This is a genomic window from Alteromonas sp. M12 (assembly GCF_037478005.1).
In the GTDB taxonomy this organism is placed as follows: domain Bacteria; phylum Pseudomonadota; class Gammaproteobacteria; order Enterobacterales; family Alteromonadaceae; genus Aliiglaciecola; species Aliiglaciecola lipolytica_A.
Window position 1 is genome coordinate 1,324,644 of record NZ_CP144164.1, and the last position, 20,335, is coordinate 1,344,978.

At 39.7% G+C, this 20,335-nt stretch carries 19 protein-coding genes; 4 read left to right on the forward strand and 15 right to left on the reverse strand.

Features of this window, described 5'->3' with window-relative positions; translation table 11 throughout:
- Positions 1 to 54: 54 nt before the first annotated feature.
- The 3 genes from VUI23_RS05595 to VUI23_RS05605 form a co-directional block, all read right to left on the reverse strand.
- Positions 55 to 2,226, reverse strand: a complete 2,172-nt coding sequence (locus VUI23_RS05595; protein ID WP_342807248.1) for a malate synthase G — start codon at positions 2,224 to 2,226, stop codon at positions 55 to 57.
- A 116-nt stretch (positions 2,227 to 2,342) separates the two neighbouring features.
- On the reverse strand, positions 2,343 to 3,281 hold the full coding sequence (locus VUI23_RS05600) for a LysR family transcriptional regulator (RefSeq protein ID WP_216050005.1): 939 nt from the start codon (positions 3,279 to 3,281) through the stop codon (positions 2,343 to 2,345).
- Positions 3,282 to 3,394: 113 nt separating this feature from the next.
- Complete coding sequence (locus tag VUI23_RS05605; RefSeq protein WP_216050006.1) at positions 3,395 to 4,996, reverse strand: isocitrate lyase; 1,602 nt, start codon at positions 4,994 to 4,996, stop codon at positions 3,395 to 3,397.
- Between the two features lie 348 nt (positions 4,997 to 5,344).
- Here VUI23_RS05605 and VUI23_RS05610 point away from each other — a divergent pair, with 348 nt between their 5' ends.
- A complete protein-coding gene (locus VUI23_RS05610; protein WP_303499528.1) occupies positions 5,345 to 6,295 on the forward strand; it encodes a chemotaxis protein CheV in 951 nt (316 codons plus the stop codon).
- 174 nt (positions 6,296 to 6,469) lie between these two features.
- A complete protein-coding gene (locus VUI23_RS05615; protein WP_342807250.1) occupies positions 6,470 to 7,762 on the forward strand; it encodes an alkaline phosphatase in 1,293 nt (430 codons plus the stop codon).
- Positions 7,763 to 7,810: 48 nt separating this feature from the next.
- On the opposite strand, the gene VUI23_RS05620 is transcribed toward VUI23_RS05615, so the two are convergent.
- The 12 genes from VUI23_RS05620 to VUI23_RS05675 all read right to left on the reverse strand — a co-directional run bounded on the left by VUI23_RS05620 (position 7,811) and on the right by VUI23_RS05675 (position 18,564).
- Positions 7,811 to 8,905, reverse strand: a complete 1,095-nt coding sequence (locus tag VUI23_RS05620) for a lipocalin-like domain-containing protein (RefSeq protein ID WP_342807252.1) — start codon at positions 8,903 to 8,905, stop codon at positions 7,811 to 7,813.
- The gene (locus VUI23_RS05625) at positions 8,890 to 11,352 is read right to left on the reverse strand and encodes an ABC transporter permease (protein WP_342807254.1); all 2,463 of its coding nucleotides are present in this window, start codon (positions 11,350 to 11,352) and stop codon (positions 8,890 to 8,892) included. The genes VUI23_RS05620 and VUI23_RS05625 overlap by 16 nt, the downstream gene beginning before the upstream one ends.
- Positions 11,345 to 12,013, reverse strand: a complete 669-nt coding sequence (locus VUI23_RS05630; protein WP_216050011.1) for an ABC transporter ATP-binding protein — start codon at positions 12,011 to 12,013, stop codon at positions 11,345 to 11,347. The genes VUI23_RS05625 and VUI23_RS05630 overlap by 8 nt, the downstream gene beginning before the upstream one ends.
- Positions 12,014 to 12,043: 30 nt before the next feature.
- Complete coding sequence (locus VUI23_RS05635) at positions 12,044 to 12,778, reverse strand: VC0807 family protein (protein ID WP_342807256.1); 735 nt, start codon at positions 12,776 to 12,778, stop codon at positions 12,044 to 12,046.
- A 102-nt stretch (positions 12,779 to 12,880) separates the two neighbouring features.
- Positions 12,881 to 13,438, reverse strand: coding sequence for a rhomboid family intramembrane serine protease (locus tag VUI23_RS05640; RefSeq protein ID WP_342807258.1), 558 nt, complete (start codon positions 13,436 to 13,438; stop codon positions 12,881 to 12,883).
- Between the two features lie 5 nt (positions 13,439 to 13,443).
- Positions 13,444 to 14,610, reverse strand: coding sequence for a glutathionylspermidine synthase family protein (locus VUI23_RS05645; protein WP_342807260.1), 1,167 nt, complete (start codon positions 14,608 to 14,610; stop codon positions 13,444 to 13,446).
- Positions 14,611 to 14,648: 38 nt separating this feature from the next.
- On the reverse strand, positions 14,649 to 15,260 hold the full coding sequence (locus VUI23_RS05650; protein ID WP_303499522.1) for a DUF1190 family protein: 612 nt from the start codon (positions 15,258 to 15,260) through the stop codon (positions 14,649 to 14,651).
- An 11-nt stretch (positions 15,261 to 15,271) separates the two neighbouring features.
- A complete protein-coding gene (locus VUI23_RS05655) occupies positions 15,272 to 15,688 on the reverse strand; it encodes a DUF350 domain-containing protein (RefSeq protein ID WP_216050016.1) in 417 nt (138 codons plus the stop codon).
- A gap of 33 nt (positions 15,689 to 15,721) precedes the next feature.
- A complete protein-coding gene (locus VUI23_RS05660; protein WP_216050017.1) occupies positions 15,722 to 16,369 on the reverse strand; it encodes a YjfK family protein in 648 nt (215 codons plus the stop codon).
- Between the two features lie 30 nt (positions 16,370 to 16,399).
- The gene (locus tag VUI23_RS05665; protein ID WP_342807262.1) at positions 16,400 to 17,452 is read right to left on the reverse strand and encodes a potassium channel family protein; all 1,053 of its coding nucleotides are present in this window, start codon (positions 17,450 to 17,452) and stop codon (positions 16,400 to 16,402) included.
- A gap of 16 nt (positions 17,453 to 17,468) precedes the next feature.
- Positions 17,469 to 18,149 carry a PspA/IM30 family protein gene (locus VUI23_RS05670; RefSeq protein WP_216050019.1) on the reverse strand — a complete coding sequence of 227 codons (681 nt, stop codon included), beginning with the start codon at positions 18,147 to 18,149 and terminating at the stop codon, positions 17,469 to 17,471.
- A gap of 25 nt (positions 18,150 to 18,174) precedes the next feature.
- Positions 18,175 to 18,564, reverse strand: a complete 390-nt coding sequence (locus VUI23_RS05675) for a DUF2170 family protein (protein WP_216050020.1) — start codon at positions 18,562 to 18,564, stop codon at positions 18,175 to 18,177.
- A 216-nt stretch (positions 18,565 to 18,780) separates the two neighbouring features.
- Between VUI23_RS05675 and VUI23_RS05680 the strand changes: the two genes are divergently transcribed.
- Positions 18,781 to 19,068 (forward strand): DUF6471 domain-containing protein, encoded by a 288-nt coding sequence (locus tag VUI23_RS05680; RefSeq protein WP_342807264.1) that lies wholly within the window; start codon positions 18,781 to 18,783, stop codon positions 19,066 to 19,068.
- Positions 19,069 to 19,271: 203 nt separating this feature from the next.
- Positions 19,272 to 20,312 carry a tRNA preQ1(34) S-adenosylmethionine ribosyltransferase-isomerase QueA gene (gene queA / locus VUI23_RS05685; protein WP_216050022.1) on the forward strand — a complete coding sequence of 347 codons (1,041 nt, stop codon included), beginning with the start codon at positions 19,272 to 19,274 and terminating at the stop codon, positions 20,310 to 20,312.
- Positions 20,313 to 20,335 lie beyond the last annotated feature (23 nt).

The following is a 20,335-nucleotide window of genomic DNA, read 5'->3' on the forward strand; positions in this document are numbered from 1 at the left end:
CAAGGTACTCTATATAAGGGTCACCTTGCGTTTTTATTTGTACTCAGTAAATGGTTAAGAAGCGAGTTGTTCTTTCATCTTACGACGCATTTCATGCAGTAAAGGTTCGGTATAACCATTTGGTTGATCTACCCCTTCAAAAATAAGCGCCTTAGCCGCCTCAAAAGCAATAGATTTATCCAGATCTGGACACATATTGATGTATTCAGGGTCTCCGGCATTTTGCTGGTCTACCAGTTTTGCCATTCTATTTAATGATGCATTGACTTGTGACTCGTCAACTATTCCATGCAATAACCAATTGGCTATATGCTGACTGGAAATTCTAAGTGTCGCTCTGTCTTCCATCAGCCCTACATCATTGATATCTGGCACTTTTGAACAGCCAATTCCCTGGTTTACCCATCTAACCACGTAACCTAAAATGCCTTGAACATTATTGTCTAATTCTCGGGTCTTAGTTTCGTCATCTAGCACTGTTCCTGGCTCCATTAAAGGAACAGTAAGGATATCGTCTAATCCATCACTATGTTGCTCTTTAAGTGTCGATTGCACTGCAAATACATCAACTTGATGATAGTGCAAAGCGTGCAGAGTAGCAGCGGTAGGTGAGGGCACCCAAGCTGTATTAGCACCGGCTTTAGGATGTTGTATTTTTGCTTTCATCATTTCGGCCATGTGGTCGGGGATTGGCCACATGCCTTTGCCAATTTGTGCTTTTCCAGACAAGCCGGCCGCTAAGCCATGACCTACGTTATCTTTTTCATAAGCAGTTATCCATGGAAGCGTCTTCAATTGGCCTTTTAAACCAAATGGACCAAGCTGCATTGACGTATGGATTTCATCGCCGGTACGGTCTAAAAATCCAGTATTGATAAACACTACACGGGTTTTCGCTGCTTCTATACACGCACTTAGGTTAATTGAAGTACGTCTTTCTTCATCCATAATACCCATTTTTATAGTATTTGCTTCTAGTCCAAGTATTTTTTCAACTTGTGCAAATAAGGCATTTGAAAACGCAACTTCTTCTGGACCATGCATTTTAGGCTTCACTATATAGATACTGCCTTTTTCACTGTTCGAAAATGGGCTGTGACCTAATAAGTCATGTTTTCCAATTAATGAAGTTATCATGCAATCCATAATACCTTCAGGTATAGCTTCACCATTAAATAGAATTGCATCATTGGACATTAATAAACCAACATTTCGAATAAACATCAAACTGCGGCCTTTTAAGCTACTCGTTTGTCCATCAAGGTTGGTGAAAACCTTGTCGTCATTAAGCTTTCGTTCAATGGACTTTTGACCTTTTTGTACAGAGGTGCAAAGCGTGCCTTTCATTAAACCTAACCAATTGCGATAAACTTGTGTTTTATCTTCCGCATCTACTGCAGCGACAGAGTCTTCACAATCCATGATAGTAGTCAAAGCTGCTTCGAGTACGATGTCTTTTAATCCGCTCGGATCGGCAGCGCCAACTGGGTGCGAGCGGTCGAATTGCAACTCAATATGCAGCCCGTTGTGGATAAGAATAATTGATGTAGGGTCGCCAACTTCGCCAATGAAACCTATATATTGATCTGTATCACTCAGTTGGGTTTGCTCACCATTATCAAGTTTGCAAATTAAAGTTGATTGTTCAATTGAGTAGGCTGTTACATTCTGATGGCTTCCCTTTTCAAGCGGAGCGGCGACATCAAGCCAGTGACGTCCGTGCTCTATAACCTTTTGCCCTCTAACACTATTATAAGGACCACTCTTATGAGCACCATTTTCTTCACTAATCACATCTGTGCCATAAAGGGCGTCGTAAAGGCTACCCCATCTTGCATTTGCCGCATTAATCGCATAGCGCGCATTGTTGATTGGAACAACTAGTTGTGGACCTGCCATTGTTGCGATTTCAGGATCAACATTTTGCGTACTAATTTGAAACCCAGCAGGTTGAGGTAACAGGTAACCAATTTCTTGCAAGAACGCTTTGTAGTCAGATAGGTTATATTGCGGATTTTGTTGGCAGTACTTATCGATTTTTACTTGTAAGTCGTCGCGCTTTTTTAACAGCGCCTGATTCTTCGGCATGAACTCCGTCAACAGCTGCTCAAACCCATTCCAAAAAGTATCTAATTCTACTTCTGTTTGGCCAATTGCTTCGTCTTTAATGAAACAATCTAATTCTTCCGCTATTTTCAATTTTCCGCGAGATATATAATTTTGCATTGTAATACTCCAAAGCTGTCCAATAGATTGATTCTACCCACTTCTTAGGAATATGTTTAATTTATGGCTTTTATCCTTGCGATAGATTCTGTGAATGTTGAAGCTAGGAGTGCCAATTAACTAAGTTGATTGGCTACTTCACTAATAAGACGACGGAACCAAATATGCCCAGCATCATGGTGGAGCAGCGCGCTCCAAGCCATTTTTAGGCCAATGGGGGGAATATCAAATGGCGGTTCTAAAATGACCACGTCAGGATCGTTGCGATACAAGTTTGCAGCTTTGCTAGGTAGTGTAGCAATTAGATTTTGAGCTTTAGCTAACTGTAAGGCAACATGATAATGTCGGGTAAACACTCTGATATCTCGCTTTTTACCTAATTTAGTTAACTCTGCATCTACCCAACCTAACTTTTGCACTTCGTTAGGATCAACACCAACACCTACCCCAAAGCCTGTTTTACTTACCCAAATGTGTTGCGCAGACAAATAACTGCTTAAATCAAAATGGGAAACAATCGGATTACTACTTTTTAATACGCAAGAAAAAGCATCATACCAAATGACTTTTTGATGGAAGGAGAGGGGGAGTTCATCAAAGCGGTTAATCGCCATGTCGACTTTGCCATGTTCAACATCGTGGAAAGTCACATCACTTGGTGTAATAACGTCCAAGGTGATATTAGGTGCGATCTTTCCTAATTGTCTAATGACTTCAATTAACAAGGTTGACTCTGCATAATCACTGGCCATTATGCGGAATGTTCTTTGGCTACTGGCAGGTATAAATTCTGTTTCAGGCTGAATAGTTGTTTCCAACTTGGCTAAAACATCACGCACAACAGGTTGAAGTTCCAATGCCCGTTTAGTTGGCGTCATACCGTCACTGGTGCGCACTAACAAGGGATCATTAAACAAATCACGTAGACGCTTTAAACCATTGCTCATTGCTGGTTGGGTTATGCTGAGTTGATTTGCAGCTTTGGTTACGCTTCCTTCGCGAAGCAACACATCCAGATATACCAATAAATTTAGATCAACTTTAGCAATATTCAAATTAACTTCACTTCTAAACTGATTTATCAGTGATTATACCAGCTGTATAAGGGATACCACAAAAAAAAAGCAAGACATTACGTCTTGCTTTTTTAGCGTGTTAAAAGTTAGCTTTATAAAGCAACGTCGAATTGATTCATAGTGTTGTCTTCACCTGCAGCTTTAAGGGCTTGCTCACCACTGAAATATTCTTTGTGATCGTCACCCATGTTAGAACCTGCCATCGCTTGGTGCTTAACACAAGCTAAGCCTTGACGCAGTTCTTGGCGTTGAACACCTTTAACATAAGCAAGCATACCTTCGTCACCGAAGTAACCTTTGGCTAGATTATCAGTTGATAATGCAGCAGTGTGATAAGTAGGTAACGTGATTAGGTGATGGAAAATGCCAGCTTCACGAGCAGCATCTGCTTGGAAGGTGCGCACTTTTTCATCAGCTTCTATGGCTAATTGACTATCGTCGTATTTAACTTGCATAAGTTCTTCACGGTTATATTCGCTAACGTCTTTACCTGCTTCAACCCAAGCGTCGAATACTTGCTGACGGAAGTTTAAGGTCCAGTTAAATGAAGGTGAATTGTTATAAACTAATTTAGCATTTGGTACCGCTTTGCGAATTTCGTTAACCATTGCACCGATTTGACCAACATGAGGTTTCTCAGTTTCAATCCACAAAAGATCTGCACCGTTTTGCAATGAAGTTATGCAGTCAAGCACTACACGATCAACACCAGTATTGTCTTTGAATTTAAATAAACCGTTAGGTAAACGAACAGGTTTAACCAATTTACCATTTTGACGAAGGGCAAGATCGCCTTCTTGTAAGTCATCTACAGATTTAACTTCTGTGGTGTCTAAAAATGCATTGTACTGAGACGCTAAATCGCCTTCAGATGTAGATACAGGTATTTTTTGCGTCAAGCCTGCGCCTAGAGAGTCAGTTCTTGCTACGATTACACCGTCATCTACACCTAGCTCAAGAAAGGCGTAACGAACGGCATTAATTTTAGCTAAGAAATCTTCATGAGGAACAGTAACCTTGCCATCTTGGTGACCACACTGTTTAGCATCAGATACTTGGTTTTCGATTTGAATACAGCATGCGCCGGCTTCGATCATTTTCTTAGCTAACAAGTAGGTTGCTTCTTCATTACCAAAGCCTGCATCGATATCTGCAATAATTGGCACCACATGCGTTTCGTAATTGTCAATTTTTGACTGAATTTCGCTAGTATCTTTGCCTGCAGCTCTTGCTGAATCAAGCTCGTGAAATAGCTCACCTAATTCTTTTGCATCTGCTTGACGTAGGAAAGTATATAGCTCTTCTATAAGTGAAGACACAGTGGTTTTTTCATGCATAGATTGGTCAGGTAGAGGACCAAATTCTGAACGAAGTGCTGCAACCATCCACCCTGATAGGTACAAATATTTTTTATTTGTTGTACCTTGGTGCTTTTTCACTGCCAACATTTTTTGTTGTCCAATAAAACCATGCCAGCAACCTAAAGATTGAGTATATTGACTAGAGTCTGCATCATACTCTTCCATATCTTTGCGCATAATAGCCGCTGTGTATTTCGCGATATCAAGTCCGGTTTGAAAACGGTTTTGAGCTTTCATTCTTGCAGCAAATTCAGGGTTAATCGCATTCCAACCAGAACCATTTTCTTGGCATAACTGACTTACAGCGTTTAGGTCATTTTGATATTGAGACATCATATTTTCCTTATTTCTATTACATGTGTAGGGAACTGAGGCCTAGTGCATAATTATTCTGAACACATCTAGACGACTGGTATCGATTCACCTGATTATTGTTTTGTGTCGATGCAATTATCCTAGCCTCACATGGATAATAAAAAAAACGTATAATAATGATTTTCGAAATAGATATTGTGAATGTTGGTTTGTATTTCCTTAGAATTCAAAGGGTAAAGTAAATTCACCTCATCGTTGATAAGCTCAAAAAAGTGACTTTTAAATTGCCGCTAGTGGTTTATTTACTCCCTTATGTGCTGGTTTCGCGTTATCCTTTCGTTTATCACTTAGTAGTTTTAAGATTTTATGAGCAGAATTTTAGCGTCCGTTGATCAGCGCACTCAATTAGTTGGTGAAAACCGACTGGAATTGCTCATGTTCAAATTAGGTTCAAGGCACACATTTGCAATTAATGTATTTAAAGTAAAGGAAGTGATTACTGTCCCCATGATGCATCAAATGCCTGGTAGCCACGGGAATTTAAAAGGGGTGACTAATTATCGGGGAAAGTCTATTCCCATTATTGATCTACGCAAATCAATAAAGTTGCCAGATTCAACAGATATTGTTAACCAAAATGTAATCATTACTGAATACAACCGAACTGTGCAAGGTTTTCTGATTGGAGATGTAATTAATATAGTTAATACGTCGTGGGGTAATATTCAAGCCCCACCAACTACAGTTGGAAAAAATAATTATTTAACAGCAATTACGCAAATTGAAATAAATGGCAATAAAGAACTTGTCGAAATTATTGATGTTGAAAAAGTACTTGCTGAAATCATCGAATATGACACTTACATTTCTGAAGAAATATTAGATGAAGATGTGCTGAAACATTTAAACGGGCAAACAGTTTTAGTTGTTGATGACTCTTCTACCGCCCGTCTTCAAATTCGCGATACGTTAAAACAGTTGGGTATTAATATTATAGAGCGCAGTGATGGTTTGATGGCGTTGAACCTGCTGCGAGAGTGGGCAAACAGTGGTAAACAGGTAACAGACCAGATTCTAATGATGTTTACTGATGCTGAAATGCCCGAAATGGATGGCTATCGCTTGACCGCAGAAGTGAGACAAGACGAGCGAATGAGTGATTTATTTATTGCCTTAAATACCTCACTCAGTGGCAGCTTTAATGAGGCGATGGTTAAAAAAGTGGGATGTAACCGTTTTATTTCAAAGTTTCAGCCGGATTTACTCGTAGATGTAGTTCAACAACGGATGCGAGAAAAACTTCAAGAGTCCAAATAGATATTTATCTTCAATGGCTCTGCAATTTACTTTTGTGATTTTTTGTTATGATTTTTTACCCTTGTAGATCACACTGTTGTTAAGTTTAGTGAAAATACAAGAAATCGGTTTATCCAGATAAAATTTCACGTATCATTTCCCCTGAAATTATTTTTACTAACCTTTGGAGATAGAATGAAGTGGCTTTCGGTTTTTACATTATTGCTGTTTGTTTCTGTAGCGCAAGCTAGTCAAGAAAAACCTAAAAACATTATAATGGTAGTTGGCGACGGCATGGGGCCAGCGTACACCACAGCATATCGTTATTTTGCAGACAAAAAGTCTTCGCCAGTCATTGAACCAACGGTCTTTGACCGACATTTAGTTGGGATGGCGAGCACTTATCCGGCTAGAGTAAGTGGTTATGTAACCGACTCCGCTGCAGGTGCTACCGCTTTGTCTGCTGGAGTGAAATCATATAACGGCGCCATCGCTGTGGATGAGAACAAAAAATCGGTTAAAACGGTACTTGAACAAGCTCGTATGAATGGCTTAAAAACAGGTGTCGCTGTGACATCACAAATTAATCATGCAACCCCAGCCTCTTTTGCAGCGCACAATGAAAGTCGCCGCAACTACGATGCAATAGCAGACAGTTATTTTGACGACAAAGTGAATGGTCAATTTGCACTAGATGTAATGTTAGGTGGTGGTTGGAAATACTTTATTCGTGATGATCGTAATATAGTTGAGCAGTTTCAATCGGCGGGTTATCAATATATTGATGATTTAGCGCAACTAACTTCCCTTAAACCTGGACCTGTTATTGGACTATTTGGCGATGAAGGCATGCCTTGGGCCCTGGATATGCCAGGAAAACAGCGTCTACCTGCATTGGTGGAAACAGCGGTTAAACAGTTAACTAACGATAAAGGTTACTTTTTATTAGTAGAAGGTAGTCAGGTTGATTGGGCTGGACACTCAAATGATATTGCATCTGCTATGGCAGAGATGCATGACTTGGCGTTAACTCTGGAATGGTTAGAACAATATGTTCAAGAGAATCCAGATACCTTAGTGGTGGTGACTGCCGATCATAGTACTGGTGGTTTTACAATTGCAGCTAATGGCAACTATCAATGGAATCCTGATCCGTTAAAAAATCTGACACAGTCTCTAAGCTCTTTGGCAAAATCAATGGCAAATAGTGAAACACCGTTAGACACCGCAGAAGCAGGGTTGGGTTTTGAACTGAATGAAACTGAAAAGTCACTTTTGCAAAAAGCGGATTTGAAAAACAGTAAAGCACTTTATGTTCAGCTTAAAAAATTGATGGATATTCGTTCAAACTCAGGTTGGACTAGCTCGGGTCATACTGCCGTGGATGTTCAAATTTTTGCTATGGGCGCAGGAAAAGAACACTTCCATGGTCATATGGACAATACTGATATTCCAAAAGTTATTTTTGAATTAATGCAATCTGAATAGTCATCAATTGGCAAAGTTAGCAGTCAAGTCGCTTTCCTGATTTGGCTGCTAATACCCTGTTAACTCCATAAACCCTAACCCCTTATGACTGCCCTCAATTGACACTGCTCCCTCATAATAGGGAAACATGCCACGATTATATTGGTCCTTTTTAAATGCTGAAACGCGAATATCAATTTGGTATTGGGGTAAGGATATCGACCAATTGAGAGGTATTTTCACACCATCAATTTCTGAGTAGCCATTAATTGAAGCGACAATATCTTGTTCAGTTAGGTGAGTTTTATCTCCATTTGAACTTATTAAACTGCCGAACCAGGAATTCCTCAATTGCCCATGACGAACCTGATACAACATAAGTTTACGACCATCTTGTAGATGCAATGAAAACCAGTCCCAGCCTTCGGTTGCCTGATCTGACAGGCCTGCACTCCATTCGTGATCGAACCAACCTTGCCCAGAAACTTCAATTTTTGCGGTGGGTAACTCGATCACTCCAGTAATATCAATAAATGGCTGACTATAATACATTGAGGCGTGCTGATGGTTACTAAGCTTAATACTGTAACCATTTTCACCGTTCAAAACGTAAGGACCACTTGCTTTCATTGTGAGTCTTATATTAACGTCTTCATTGAGGTTAAAATTCAATGTGGCTGGAAATAAATCTGCTGATTCTGAACGCCATTGCCAGTCATCTAAATACGCCGTAAAAGCGTTAGAATTCGCTGCTAACGAAACATCTGCATTACCAACGCCTCCTCGGGCGAACACCTCTTCAAACCAATCATCGGTTTTAGAGCTTAATTTACCATGGCTCATATATAGTTGCCCATCGCTCCAGTTAGAATCGGTAACCCCCCCTGAAAAACGGAATAGCGTCCACTGCAGCGGATATTGATTTCCTTGCTGGTCAAACAGGTTAGCGGTTAAGTACCACCATTCAATGGCAAATTCTGGATGGCTTAAATGATCTTGCGGAAATTTAATTTTTAATTCTGTATGGGCTTTTGCGCTGGAAAAGTTTTCTTGGTTTAGTAAGCCTCCATACATGCCAGAAGAAGGTTTATCAGCTTCCGAGCAGGCAGTTAATACTAGGCTTGTTAATAGTATTACGTTCAGCAGTCTTATCCATTTAGCCATTTTATATCCTCAATAGGTGGCTTCAATATTGCCTTAGCTGCAGGTAAAACAACAACGAATAGCACGACAGCCAAACTGGAACAAACTAGCTGTACAATCGTTTTTAATTCAATAATCAAAGGATAAGACCAGTGAAACGCTTGTACATTGATAAGGTGGATCAGTAGCCAGCTAAGTAAAATGCCAAATGGTATCGCCAGAGCACAAATGAACAAACACAACACAGTGTATTGAAACAGCGTGAGGATTAAAATTCGAAGGGCTGGGATGCCTAATGAGCGGATTAAAGCGCGCTGAGGTTTATTGTCAAAATCTATCACGCTAAGGGAAGATGCTAATGAAAAAGCAGCGACCAATAGGGTGATGATATTGAGGCTTTGGGTCACCACAAATGTGCTATCGAATGTTTGCATTGATGTTTTCAGCACTTCCTGTGTTTCCATGATTTGTGCTTCTGGAATTTGCATTGCTATTCGCTTTTTCAGTTCAGCCAACCAAGATTGATCAGGTGCTTGATTGAATAAGGCGATCACGTGTCGGCCGATTAATTGATCTTTTATTAAATCCTCAGAGATGAATGCCTGTGGTTTGGGATTACCATAATCATAGTAGATAGCAACAACTTGCATCGATAACTTAGAATTATCACGCCTAGATATCTCTATTTTTTGCCCTAATTTAAGTTGCTTTGAAAGGGCAAACTGTTGATTAATAAAAATGCCGTTACCATCGATAAAGGTGTTCCAAGGTGCAGATAAAGAACGTTCAAATAACAACGCTTTTTGGTGCTCAACATTACTTGGATAGGAGCGAATTTGAATTGGACTCCCTTGATAGCTTGCCGTTTCTTGCTGCCGAATAACGGGGTTAACAGTAGGGTAGTTTTGTTTAATTAAGGAGATAACTTGGTCTGTATTCTTAGTATAAATGTAGCCATCGGCATTGAGACGTTGGGTTATCCATGAATCCGTTGCAACTCGAAAACTGTTGACCATTAAATTCATACCAACATTTGCCGCTACAGCGATAAAAAAGGCACAAAAAGCAATGCTACTTTTGTTTGAAACGCGTTTTGCGTCCGCCAAACTCCAACGTAAAGTCGGCATTTTATGAGGAATTAGGCGAATAACCACCGAAAGTAACTTGGGTAATATAAACAAAACCATGAAACAGCCACTGATTATCAACAAAGCAATAATCACAAACGAACCAAATATGTCTGCGTCGCTAAAATAAACCAATATGCTGATTAAAATTGATATGAGTGAAAATGCTAACCATTTGTTCTCATTATTTGTTCGAGGAGTTGAAGCACTTATTGAGCCTATTTGATGATTAACCAAACGCAAGGGCAAGGCTGCGGCGAGGCTTAAACCAATAATGCTGGCTAGCAAAACTTGCAAATATAAAGTGAACCAAGAAAATGTCTGAAAACCTACTTTTACATCATACAAGCTCTCAAGAGTTTGGTTTACCGCAGGCGATAACCATTGCGATATTTCGATGCCTAAGATTACGCCTATAGCACTGCAAATCACGGCTAAACCCAACATTTCAATGATGCTAGCGATAAACACGGCTGATACTGGCACCCCCTGTTGTCTTAAAATCTTGAACATGGGTACGCGTTTAATCATTAATAAATTTAACGCATTTAACACTACAAACATGCACACCACGAACATGAGTAGTCCCATCGCGAACAGGTTAAGGTGAAAGCTGGCAGTCAGTTGGTTAGCGTCTTCTGCAGTCTTTAATTTGACTAATTTTAGATGTGTTGGCAGCTTAATTGGCGGAGGCCGTTTGTCGTCATAATTTCCCACAACCAACAGATAAGAAATCGTCTTGTTATCGAATTGGTTAAATAAGGTTTCAATGTCGCTGACAATTTGATTATTTAACCCCGCAGTTTTTATCTGGCTAATAGGGCCTATTGATAGCTGAGAATTGAGTGTTAAATAATTATCTGAGGAGAGTACTTTTTTGGCAATTAATTGCTTAGCATACTCGGGGTGAAGCATGAATTTTATATTTGGAGAAAACCACCCAATGGAATCCTCGGACGAATTGGAATTCAAATGCCCGTTGTTTAAGCTCATTAGCGCATAATAATCGATTCCAATAAAAACTAGGGTGCTGTTATCTATCGCCTCAACTTCCATGCTCGATAGCGCAACTATATTTCGGTGTCCACTTTTCCGTAAATTGGCATAATCTGCCTTGGAAATTGACGCTCCTTGCTTGGCATAAATCGCGTAGTGTACGTCTGCAAACAACGGCAGGTTTGCATCGTTGTAACTGCGTTTGGCGGTCTCATTTATGACTAGAACAGAAGAGAAACCAGCACATCCGATAATGATTGCTAACAATACAGTAAAAATTCGATATCTTTGCAATCGATAGCTTTTTAGGATCACCCACAATACAGCATGAATTAATTTAATCATTAGCTTGAAGGGTTAGCTTTTTGTCGCTCAAGTGATAGTGGAGGTGGGCTTGCTTGGCCAGTTTATGGCTGTGAGTAACCATAACCAGCATAGCGTTGTGCAAAGAACACAGTGATAACAGTAAATTAGCTACTTTGTCGCTATTTTTGTCGTCAAGATTACCAGTGGGTTCATCGGCTAATATTAATTGTGGTTTATGAGACAAAGCTCTGGCGATGGCAACTCGTTGCTGCTCACCTCCAGACAAATCCATGGGCATTTTATGGCGTTGCTTCGCAATGCCTAACTCCTCCAGCAGACTAAGCAGATATTTTTCATCTAAATTTTGGTTTAAACGAGCAGGAAAACACACATTTTCCCAAACCGATAAACATTCAATGAGGTTGAATTTTTGGAAAACAATGCCGATAGATTTTTGTCGATAGGCATCACTAGCCTTAGAGGAGAATAAACAGATATTTTGCTGGTTAACTATTATCGAGCCTGTATCTGGTTTGTCTAAACAAGCCAACAAATGCAGCAGTGTTGACTTGCCAGAACCAGACTCGCCAGTAATTGCAATTTGTTGCTTAGGAGCAATAGTTAAATTTAGATTGTCTAAAACAGTCGTTAATTGCTTTCCGTCTTGGTAAGACTTAGATAGCGCTTCAATCTTAATCATTGCACCACCAAATTTTTAACGTTTAATCAATTAACCTTCTTCTTGAATGAAAGACAAGTAATCTTCACCGGTTAACTTTTTCATTTGTACAATTAAATAGGCCAAAGCGGAAAAAAGCATAATTAAACTTGGCACCATGATCACCGGATAACTTAGCGCAGTCATGCGCCCTAACTCTTCAGTATATGCGGTTGTGCCAGGCTCGCTGACTAAGATGATTTTCGCCAATATGTAATTGAGAAAGGATGAAACAAAAAACGAAGCGGCGACGATATAAGAACTGATGGTTATTTTTCGATTAAATAATGCGGTATTTTGTTTTTTCTCCAATGCCTCGTCTAATGCATTCCAATTGATCACATTTTCATTAAGGATAAGAATTTTAACTAACGACCGGTTGGTATATTGGGAAATTAAAACCGCAATACCTAAAATGCCCGGGATAGCCGCTTCTTTAATCGCAATGTATTCGGCGGGAAGTTTCAACAAGGTGATACCACCGGTAAGTATGACACTGATAATGCCAAGAATGGAAAAACCGTTTACTTTTCCAGATTTTTTTAAGTCCCATATACCGTATCCAATAGGAAATGCCAAAGCGCAAACCACACTTAATGCGGGTCCCAAATATTCTTCACCACTGAGATACGACAAAATCAATACTGGAATAACAATATTGAACGCAAGATTACCTAAAAACCCGTTATTTTGTGGCGGGTTTTTTTTCGTATTTTGAGTTGACTCGTTTGCTGTTGGCTTATTCATAAAATCTTTAAAATAAATTTAACTGTTGTCAGTATATCGAACTCGCAATCAATCCACTATGGTTTTCATAGGCATTAAACGTAAAGCGACCTTTTATTGTGATTAGCGTTTTTTTGCCCATAATTTAGCCGCGCATAACCCCGCGATAAATCCGAATAAGTGAGATTCCCATGACACAAAAGCGTTTGAGGGAATTACACCAAATATTAGGCCTCCATAGAAAAAGCCTACTATTAGTGAAATTATAATGAGTTTTATGCGACCTGATATTAGCCCCCCTAAAACTAAAAATCCAAAATAACCGTAAATTATCCCACTAGCCCCAATGTGCATAGCAGGGCGAGCGAACAACCACACCAACACACCAATACTTAACATTAAATAGATGCTGACAGTTATATAGGTTTTTTTACCGTACTGCATGACGAGCAAACTAAATATGCCTAAAGTGATAATATTGGATGCAAAATGGCTCAAATTGCCATGTAAAAATGGACTAAAAGTAATTCCCCGTAAGCCAATCAGTTCACGTGGGTATATCCCATAAATATTTAGACTGCGGCCAAATAGGATATTGATGCCTTCTATCACGGCAAAAAATAGCATCAAGTACAAAACAAATTTCAACTGGGATGCTAAAGCCGTTGTTTTTGAGCCCATTCGACTTATCCTAAAATAATATGTGGTAGATAACGGGACATATCTTGGGTAATAACCGAAGTATCTTCTCGAACAGAAATTCCAGCGGCTTTATCATTAACTAACCAGGAGCCAATCAATGTGAAGTTGTTGTCAAATTTAGGCAGTGGATGGAATGCTTGGTAAATAAATCCTTCCTCGCCATAAGGGCCGTCGGCATGAATAATCTGTTGTCCTTTTTCAATCACACTGACGTTTGCACCTTCACGAGAAAAAATGGGTTTTTTTACAATTCGCTGGTGATCACATAGATGTAATTCATCTTCGAAATAAGAAGGCAGCAAATTTGGGTGACCTTTAAACATCTTCCATAACATAGGCATTAGCGCTTTGTTCGACAGAATACTTTTCCATAAAGGTTCGATCCAATTAGTTTGGGAGCTTTCCACAAAGTCACCAAACTCCTCGCGCTGCATAAATTCCCAAGGATACAGTTTAAACAAGGTATCTATTTCATTATTCTTTAAATCTGTGAAACGGCCCGACTCACCCAATCCAATGTCTTCGATAAATACAAAAGGCGCTTTGAGTCCAGATTCTGCGGCACAGTCTTGCAAATATTGAACGGTGCCTCTGTCTTCTATTGTGTCCTGACAGCAGGCAAAGTGGATATGCTCGGTTTGATAATGTGTAGCAATTTCATTTAATCGCCAAATTAACTTTTCCTGCAAAGAATTAAATTGATCAGCATGGCGAGATATGCGATTGCCATCCACCAAATCTTGTAACCACAACCACTGCCAGAATCCTGATTCATATAAGCTGGTAGGTGTGTCTGCATTATTTTCATAAAGCTTGGCAGGGCCACTGCCATCATATGCAAAATCCAGTCGTGAATATAAAGAGGGATCATGATTGCGCCAAGAATCTTTAAGCCCTTGCCAAAATGCTTCTGGGATTTTAAAAGCTGACAATAAAGCGTCACTATTCACCACTTTGTCTACAACTTGTAAGCACATTTGATGAATTTCGACTGTGGGGTCTTCCAAGTCTTTTTCTATTTGCTGCAAATTGAACTGATAATAAGCTGACTCATCCCAGTAGGGTTCGCCGTACATACTGTGGAACGAAAAGCCAAATTCCTTGGCTTTTTGTTGCCAGTTTTTGCGGGGCTCACTTGGTATTCTGAACATCAGGACTCTATTGCTGTGATTAATGAATGAAAGGGGAATTAACCGCCCCAACCACCTTTGGAGCTGCTCTTACTGCCCCAATTTGATTTAGCCCGCACAGAACTACCAAATCCACCTCGTTTTATTGTTCGCGTGACGGCCGGTTTAGGCTTAAATGCGTCGGGTCTGACTTTGTAGTTACGTTTACGCAAGTCGCCATAATCGTATCCACCGGCACCAATCCATCGATAACGATATGAAGAGTAAGGTGAATAGGAGGTAAACATAGGTTGATATTGATAACGATTAGGTGAGAGCAGGTTACTCAACATATAACCTGCCATAAACGGCATAAAAAAGGACCCCGAACTGCGTTCTATTCGTTGACATTGATTCGGGCCAAATTCGCCTTCGCAATCTTGTTCGGTGTTATATTTAGGGCCTGTGCGCTCAGCTTCCGCCAGCGCTTCTTGATAGGCTGTTTGACAAATTTGCGCTTGCTCAGGGTTATCATTCGCACAATCTTGGGCATCTTTGTATATTGTTGCTTCTTGACGGTTATCCGTACAAGCGGCTAAAAAAACAGAGGCTACGCCAATCGCCAAAGGCTTGACTGAAAAATGCTTACGCATTCTGCTCAAATTAATATGTTCACTGCGTTTACGTGTCATGCTCGTGTCTCCTAATAGGTCATACAAGCCGCATTGAGTAAACCAACACCAATTGACATTGAGGCTAACATTACTCCAGCAGACACTTCTTGATTATCAATTCGTTCAGCAATTGCGGGCATAAAAGTGAAACGCAACAAAAGAAAAGCTAAAACTTGTGCCACTAGAGCGATGACACCCCAAATAGCGAAATCAAATTGCGATGCCGAGTTGGTAACAGCGCCAGAAAGGGCAATACTAAAGCCGACTATAGCGCCACCAAAACCGATAGCGGCAGCGGTGTTTTTTTCTTCCTTTACCAGTTTCCATTCATCGTGGGGGGTTACCCATGCGTACACAATTTTAAATAGAAATAGAAGCACTATTGAGACCACGAAATAAATTGTAAAGTTACCCAATCCGGCTATTGATTCCAATAAAATGTCCATCGATTTTTCCTTTTCTATATAAATTTAGATTTGCTAACCGTTTATTTTAATATCGGCAGGCAAGACATCGAACCCAGTGCTGATAACTAGGCAGCGATCATGGTTATTATCTACAATTTTTTCTTCTGCACAAACCAACAAAGTTTCGTAGCTTTCGTTGCCGATTTGCCGTTCGTATAACATCACAAATTGATCCGTTTGACTTGTATCACCATCAAGCTCGAAGGTTTTTTCAGTCATTGCCACGGGGGGAGACTCATCTCCTACGGCGTTCCATACTCGACTATAAGTGTTGTTTTCGATTTGGTAATGGGGCTGAGAAATCTGACGTTCAATCAAATCTCTCCATTGGTTATCAGTACCAACGGTTTGTGTTTCATAAAAGTACCATAACTTCACATCGGTAATGTGATTTTCTGTGTCACCACCGTCTAAAACAACCTGTAAAAAAGCGTCATCGTCAGTGTAATATCGTAATATCTTGCCACCGGTATCTAAGTGAGCTTCGCCGACAGCCTGAATTAAATGCTGTCTAGCCGCACCTTCAATGACTAATTCAGGTTCGATAAGTTTGAGTTTTAAGTCGTCAAGTTCAAAAGAGCCACCTAAATATAAGCCCATAATTTCGGGCGCTTTTATGTCAGAATTATCACTCTTTTTAGTAAACCATTTTGAAAACATGATTTCTCCGTAGAATCTAAACTGCTGTTTTTATTCAGTAAACAATTGCCAATCAAGGGCTCTGATACGTTGTTCAGCAATATAAAATAATTTGTATTTTGGCAAGATTGCCACATTGAAGTCTGGGTTTAACGTAACTTTGGCGGGAATACTTGGCTCAACGAAACCAATAAAGGTAGCGTTGTATTTTTGTTTAAGGACGACAAATAATTTTTCAACAGACAGGTTCTGAACTGAGTTTGGCACTTCCATCGAAAACTGTGCCTGTCCTTCTTGTACTGTCAACAAGTCGTGTTGCAATAAGCTTGAGCCAGGATCGAATGCTGACTTAGCCAACATTTCAACCGCTACGCTAGGAGTACATTCAACATTAGGGCAGTGGGTTTGCAATAAGTCGACTAAGCTTTCATCTTTAAAGTAAGCCAGTAAATGGGCGTTCTCATTTCGTTTACTACAATACAAAGACGTTGTCATAGTGACATCATCTTCTTCGTTATCCATGACAATGACCGCCGCCTTGTCTACACAGGCCCGATCCATTTCTTTATCATTATTGAATGAGATAACTTTAATAAATTCGATTTTGTCTGGCATCGGATTGTCTATGTCCGCTTTGACACATAAAACAATTTCTGGCTTATTTTCTGTTTCTGCACGTTCTTTTAGCAACAAGTTAAGTAGTTGAATCGTGCGATGACCGTTCCAGCCAATTACCAGAACATGGTTTTCAAGATCTAATGGTTTCAAACCTTTCACTCCTCTTTGCCATTGCATAGAAACCCAAGCTGCGACTCGGCCTAAGACTAAGGCGAAAATACTCAAACCTAAGGGGATAACATAAAAGGAAACAATATATTTACCAGCGCTCGTAACGGGCGACATGTCGCCGTAACCAACAGTCGAACCGGTCACAACTAACCAATATATGAAATCATTAACGTTGAGAAGGGCATCTTCACCAGACACATAAAGTAAAATCCATGTGCTTAGTGCATAAAACAAAAGCGCCAGTACAATAGTGTACCAGCGCATCTCCGAAAAAACTCGAGTGAGTACTTTGCGAACTTTAAGTACTAATAACATTTAGATACTGACCAATTTATTGGCCTAAAATGCGTTTAAGTTCGTCATCGGCAGAGCTTTTCCCGCCCTGAATTCCAGCTTCCGCTAAGCGTTTTTCTAAGTCCGTAGTCGAATCACTTGAGGCAAGCTCTTCAGCCGCTTCTAGTTCAGCACTACGTAACTTTTGCTTATCTTGAATACGACTTAACGATTCAGTAGCGGTTTTCATTTTACTGTTTGCACCCATGTGTCTGGAGGAAACCGCAACTTGTGCTTTTTGAACTGACTCAGTAGCCTTAACCATGTCAACTTGTTGTTCTAAACGCTTCAGGTTGTCTTTGGCCTGATTAATGTTTGTGGCAAGTTGTTTTTCTGATTGCGTAAATTGATCAAGAAACTCTTGCTCTGTTTCCATCTCTGCAGTTAAATCCGCTACTTTTTGAGCACAATCTAACGCCAGTTGACGATCCGATTCTACCGCTTTGCGGGCATGCTCTTCATATTGTCCGATTGATACTTTCAGGCTATCAACCTTTTGTTTTGCCAATTTACATTTTGCTAGAATTTGCGTGCGAGCATGATCTGATTTACGCAATTCTTCTTTTGCATCACGAATTTCTTGTTCAAGAATTCGAATGGCCTGACTGTCTACAACGGATTGAGCAGCTTCAGTTGCGCCACCTTTAACAGCTGTAATTAACTTTCTCCAAACCGACATAATCTTCTCCAAAATACCTAAATGTTTAGTGCAAATGTTCTTGATAAGCGTCTAAAAATGCAGCCACATTGTGGAATAAGGCATCTAATTCAATTTGAATGCTCTCTGCTTTAGATTGTGAACTTAATGCACCAAATGCAGTGTAATAGTCTTGCTCAGCAACTTGGGATATTCCAATCGTTGTTAATGGAAACAACATATGTGTTTTTAATATTTCTTCGTTCAAAGCTGCTTTATCTTTGACTTCTGAACTTGAAAATAAAATGGATTCGATAATGATCTGCTCTCCACTGAGCGCCAACCATGCGTCTAAACCATCACCATTTCCGATCAATAAACAATTGTCTTCCCGGGTGACAACAATGTTGTCGTTTTTTGATAAAAGGGTCTCAAGTTGATCAAGGTCCCAAGTCATATGCCTACTCTCCTGTCAGTGTAATGACTATAGTATGTTACCTTTGTAAACGAAAAAACATGATCAGTTCAAAATGAATTGTAAGTTTTTTCGCAACGGGTCGGATTGTACTGATAAATGATTTTTAAAGTCAAACTTTATTTTACTTATTTGGATGGTATAATTTATTTTTGTAAATTATAATTCACAAATTGGTTTATTTTGATTGGGTGAAACGTGACAGAAAAACAACATAACGCAAACTGGCGACAAGTAGTGCAACGTATCATTAAGGCTGAAATGTCTAAGCGCGGAGTCAAATACCAAGATCTCAGTGACAGATTAAATACTATTGGTATTACGCAAAGTGCTGATAATTTGCGCAATAAAGTGAACAAAGGAATTTTGGGTGCTGATTTACTTTTACAAATAATGTACGTTTTAAAAATGCGTAGAATTGAGCGAGAAGATATCATTGAGTTATTTGCAGATATGCAAATTTCATTGGATGAAGATGAATTTTGAAAAACAGACAAAAAAAAAGCCCAGCTAGGGCTGCTGAGCAAAAAACTATGTTTGGGAGAAACATCGAAATCTTTAAGGTGGTTATAATTTATACTATGACGGCTATAACTCAAGGGAAGCAGGGTATAGAGAAAGCGTTGCAGGTATATTTTTTAATACGTAAAATAATTAATATTAACTTACAGTTGGGCTAACCAAACTTCATGAAACTATCTGATTTCCATTTTGATTTACCTGAGCGGCTAATCGCTCGATACCCTACAGAACAAAGAACCGCCAGTAAATTACTGTGTTTAGATGGTAAGAATGGAGGTTTAAAACATACTCATTTTTCTACTTTCATCGATTTTATAGATGAAGGTGATTTACTTATTTTTAATAATACCCGAGTGATCCCCGCGCGTTTGTTAGGGAAAAAGTCAACCGGCGGAAAAGTAGAAGTGTTGGTTGAGCGAATTATCGATGAAAATACGGTTTTAGCCCATGTTAAATCTAGTAAATCACCAAAACCGGGAGCGCTTCTAATATTAGAAGAACATATTCAAATGGAAATGGTGACTCGTCATGATCAATTATTCGAATTAAACGTTGTAAATGATGAACCTGTGCTCAGTTTACTGGAAAAGTTTGGGCATATGCCGCTTCCACCTTATATCGATCGACCCGATGAAGATTCAGATAAAGAACGTTATCAGACCGTTTACTCTGAAAAACCTGGTGCCGTTGCTGCGCCTACGGCAGGCCTGCACTTTGATGAAGCAACTATCGAGGCGCTAAAACAAAAAGGTGTAAATACTGCTTTTGTTACGCTGCACGTAGGGGCGGGTACCTTTCAACCAGTGCGCGTCGATAATATTCAAGATCATCATATGCATTCTGAATATGCAGAAGTCGCTCAAGATGTTGTCGATGCAATTAACGAAACTAAATCAAAAGGCAAACGTGTTATTGCCGTGGGAACTACATCTGTTCGTTCATTGGAGTCTGCCGCTGCCGCAACCATTAAAAAAGGTAAACCATTAACAGCCTTTTTTGAAGATACCGATATCTTTATTTATCCCGGTTATCAATTCGAAATAGTGGATGCCATGTTGACCAACTTCCATTTACCAGAGTCAACCTTAATTATGTTGATTAGTGCTTTTGCTGGTAGAGAAAACGTGATGAATGCTTATCAGCAAGCAATTACTAACGAATATCGGTTTTTTAGTTACGGTGATGCTATGTTTATCGAAAAATCTTAGCTGTTACTGTTGAAATTTGAGAT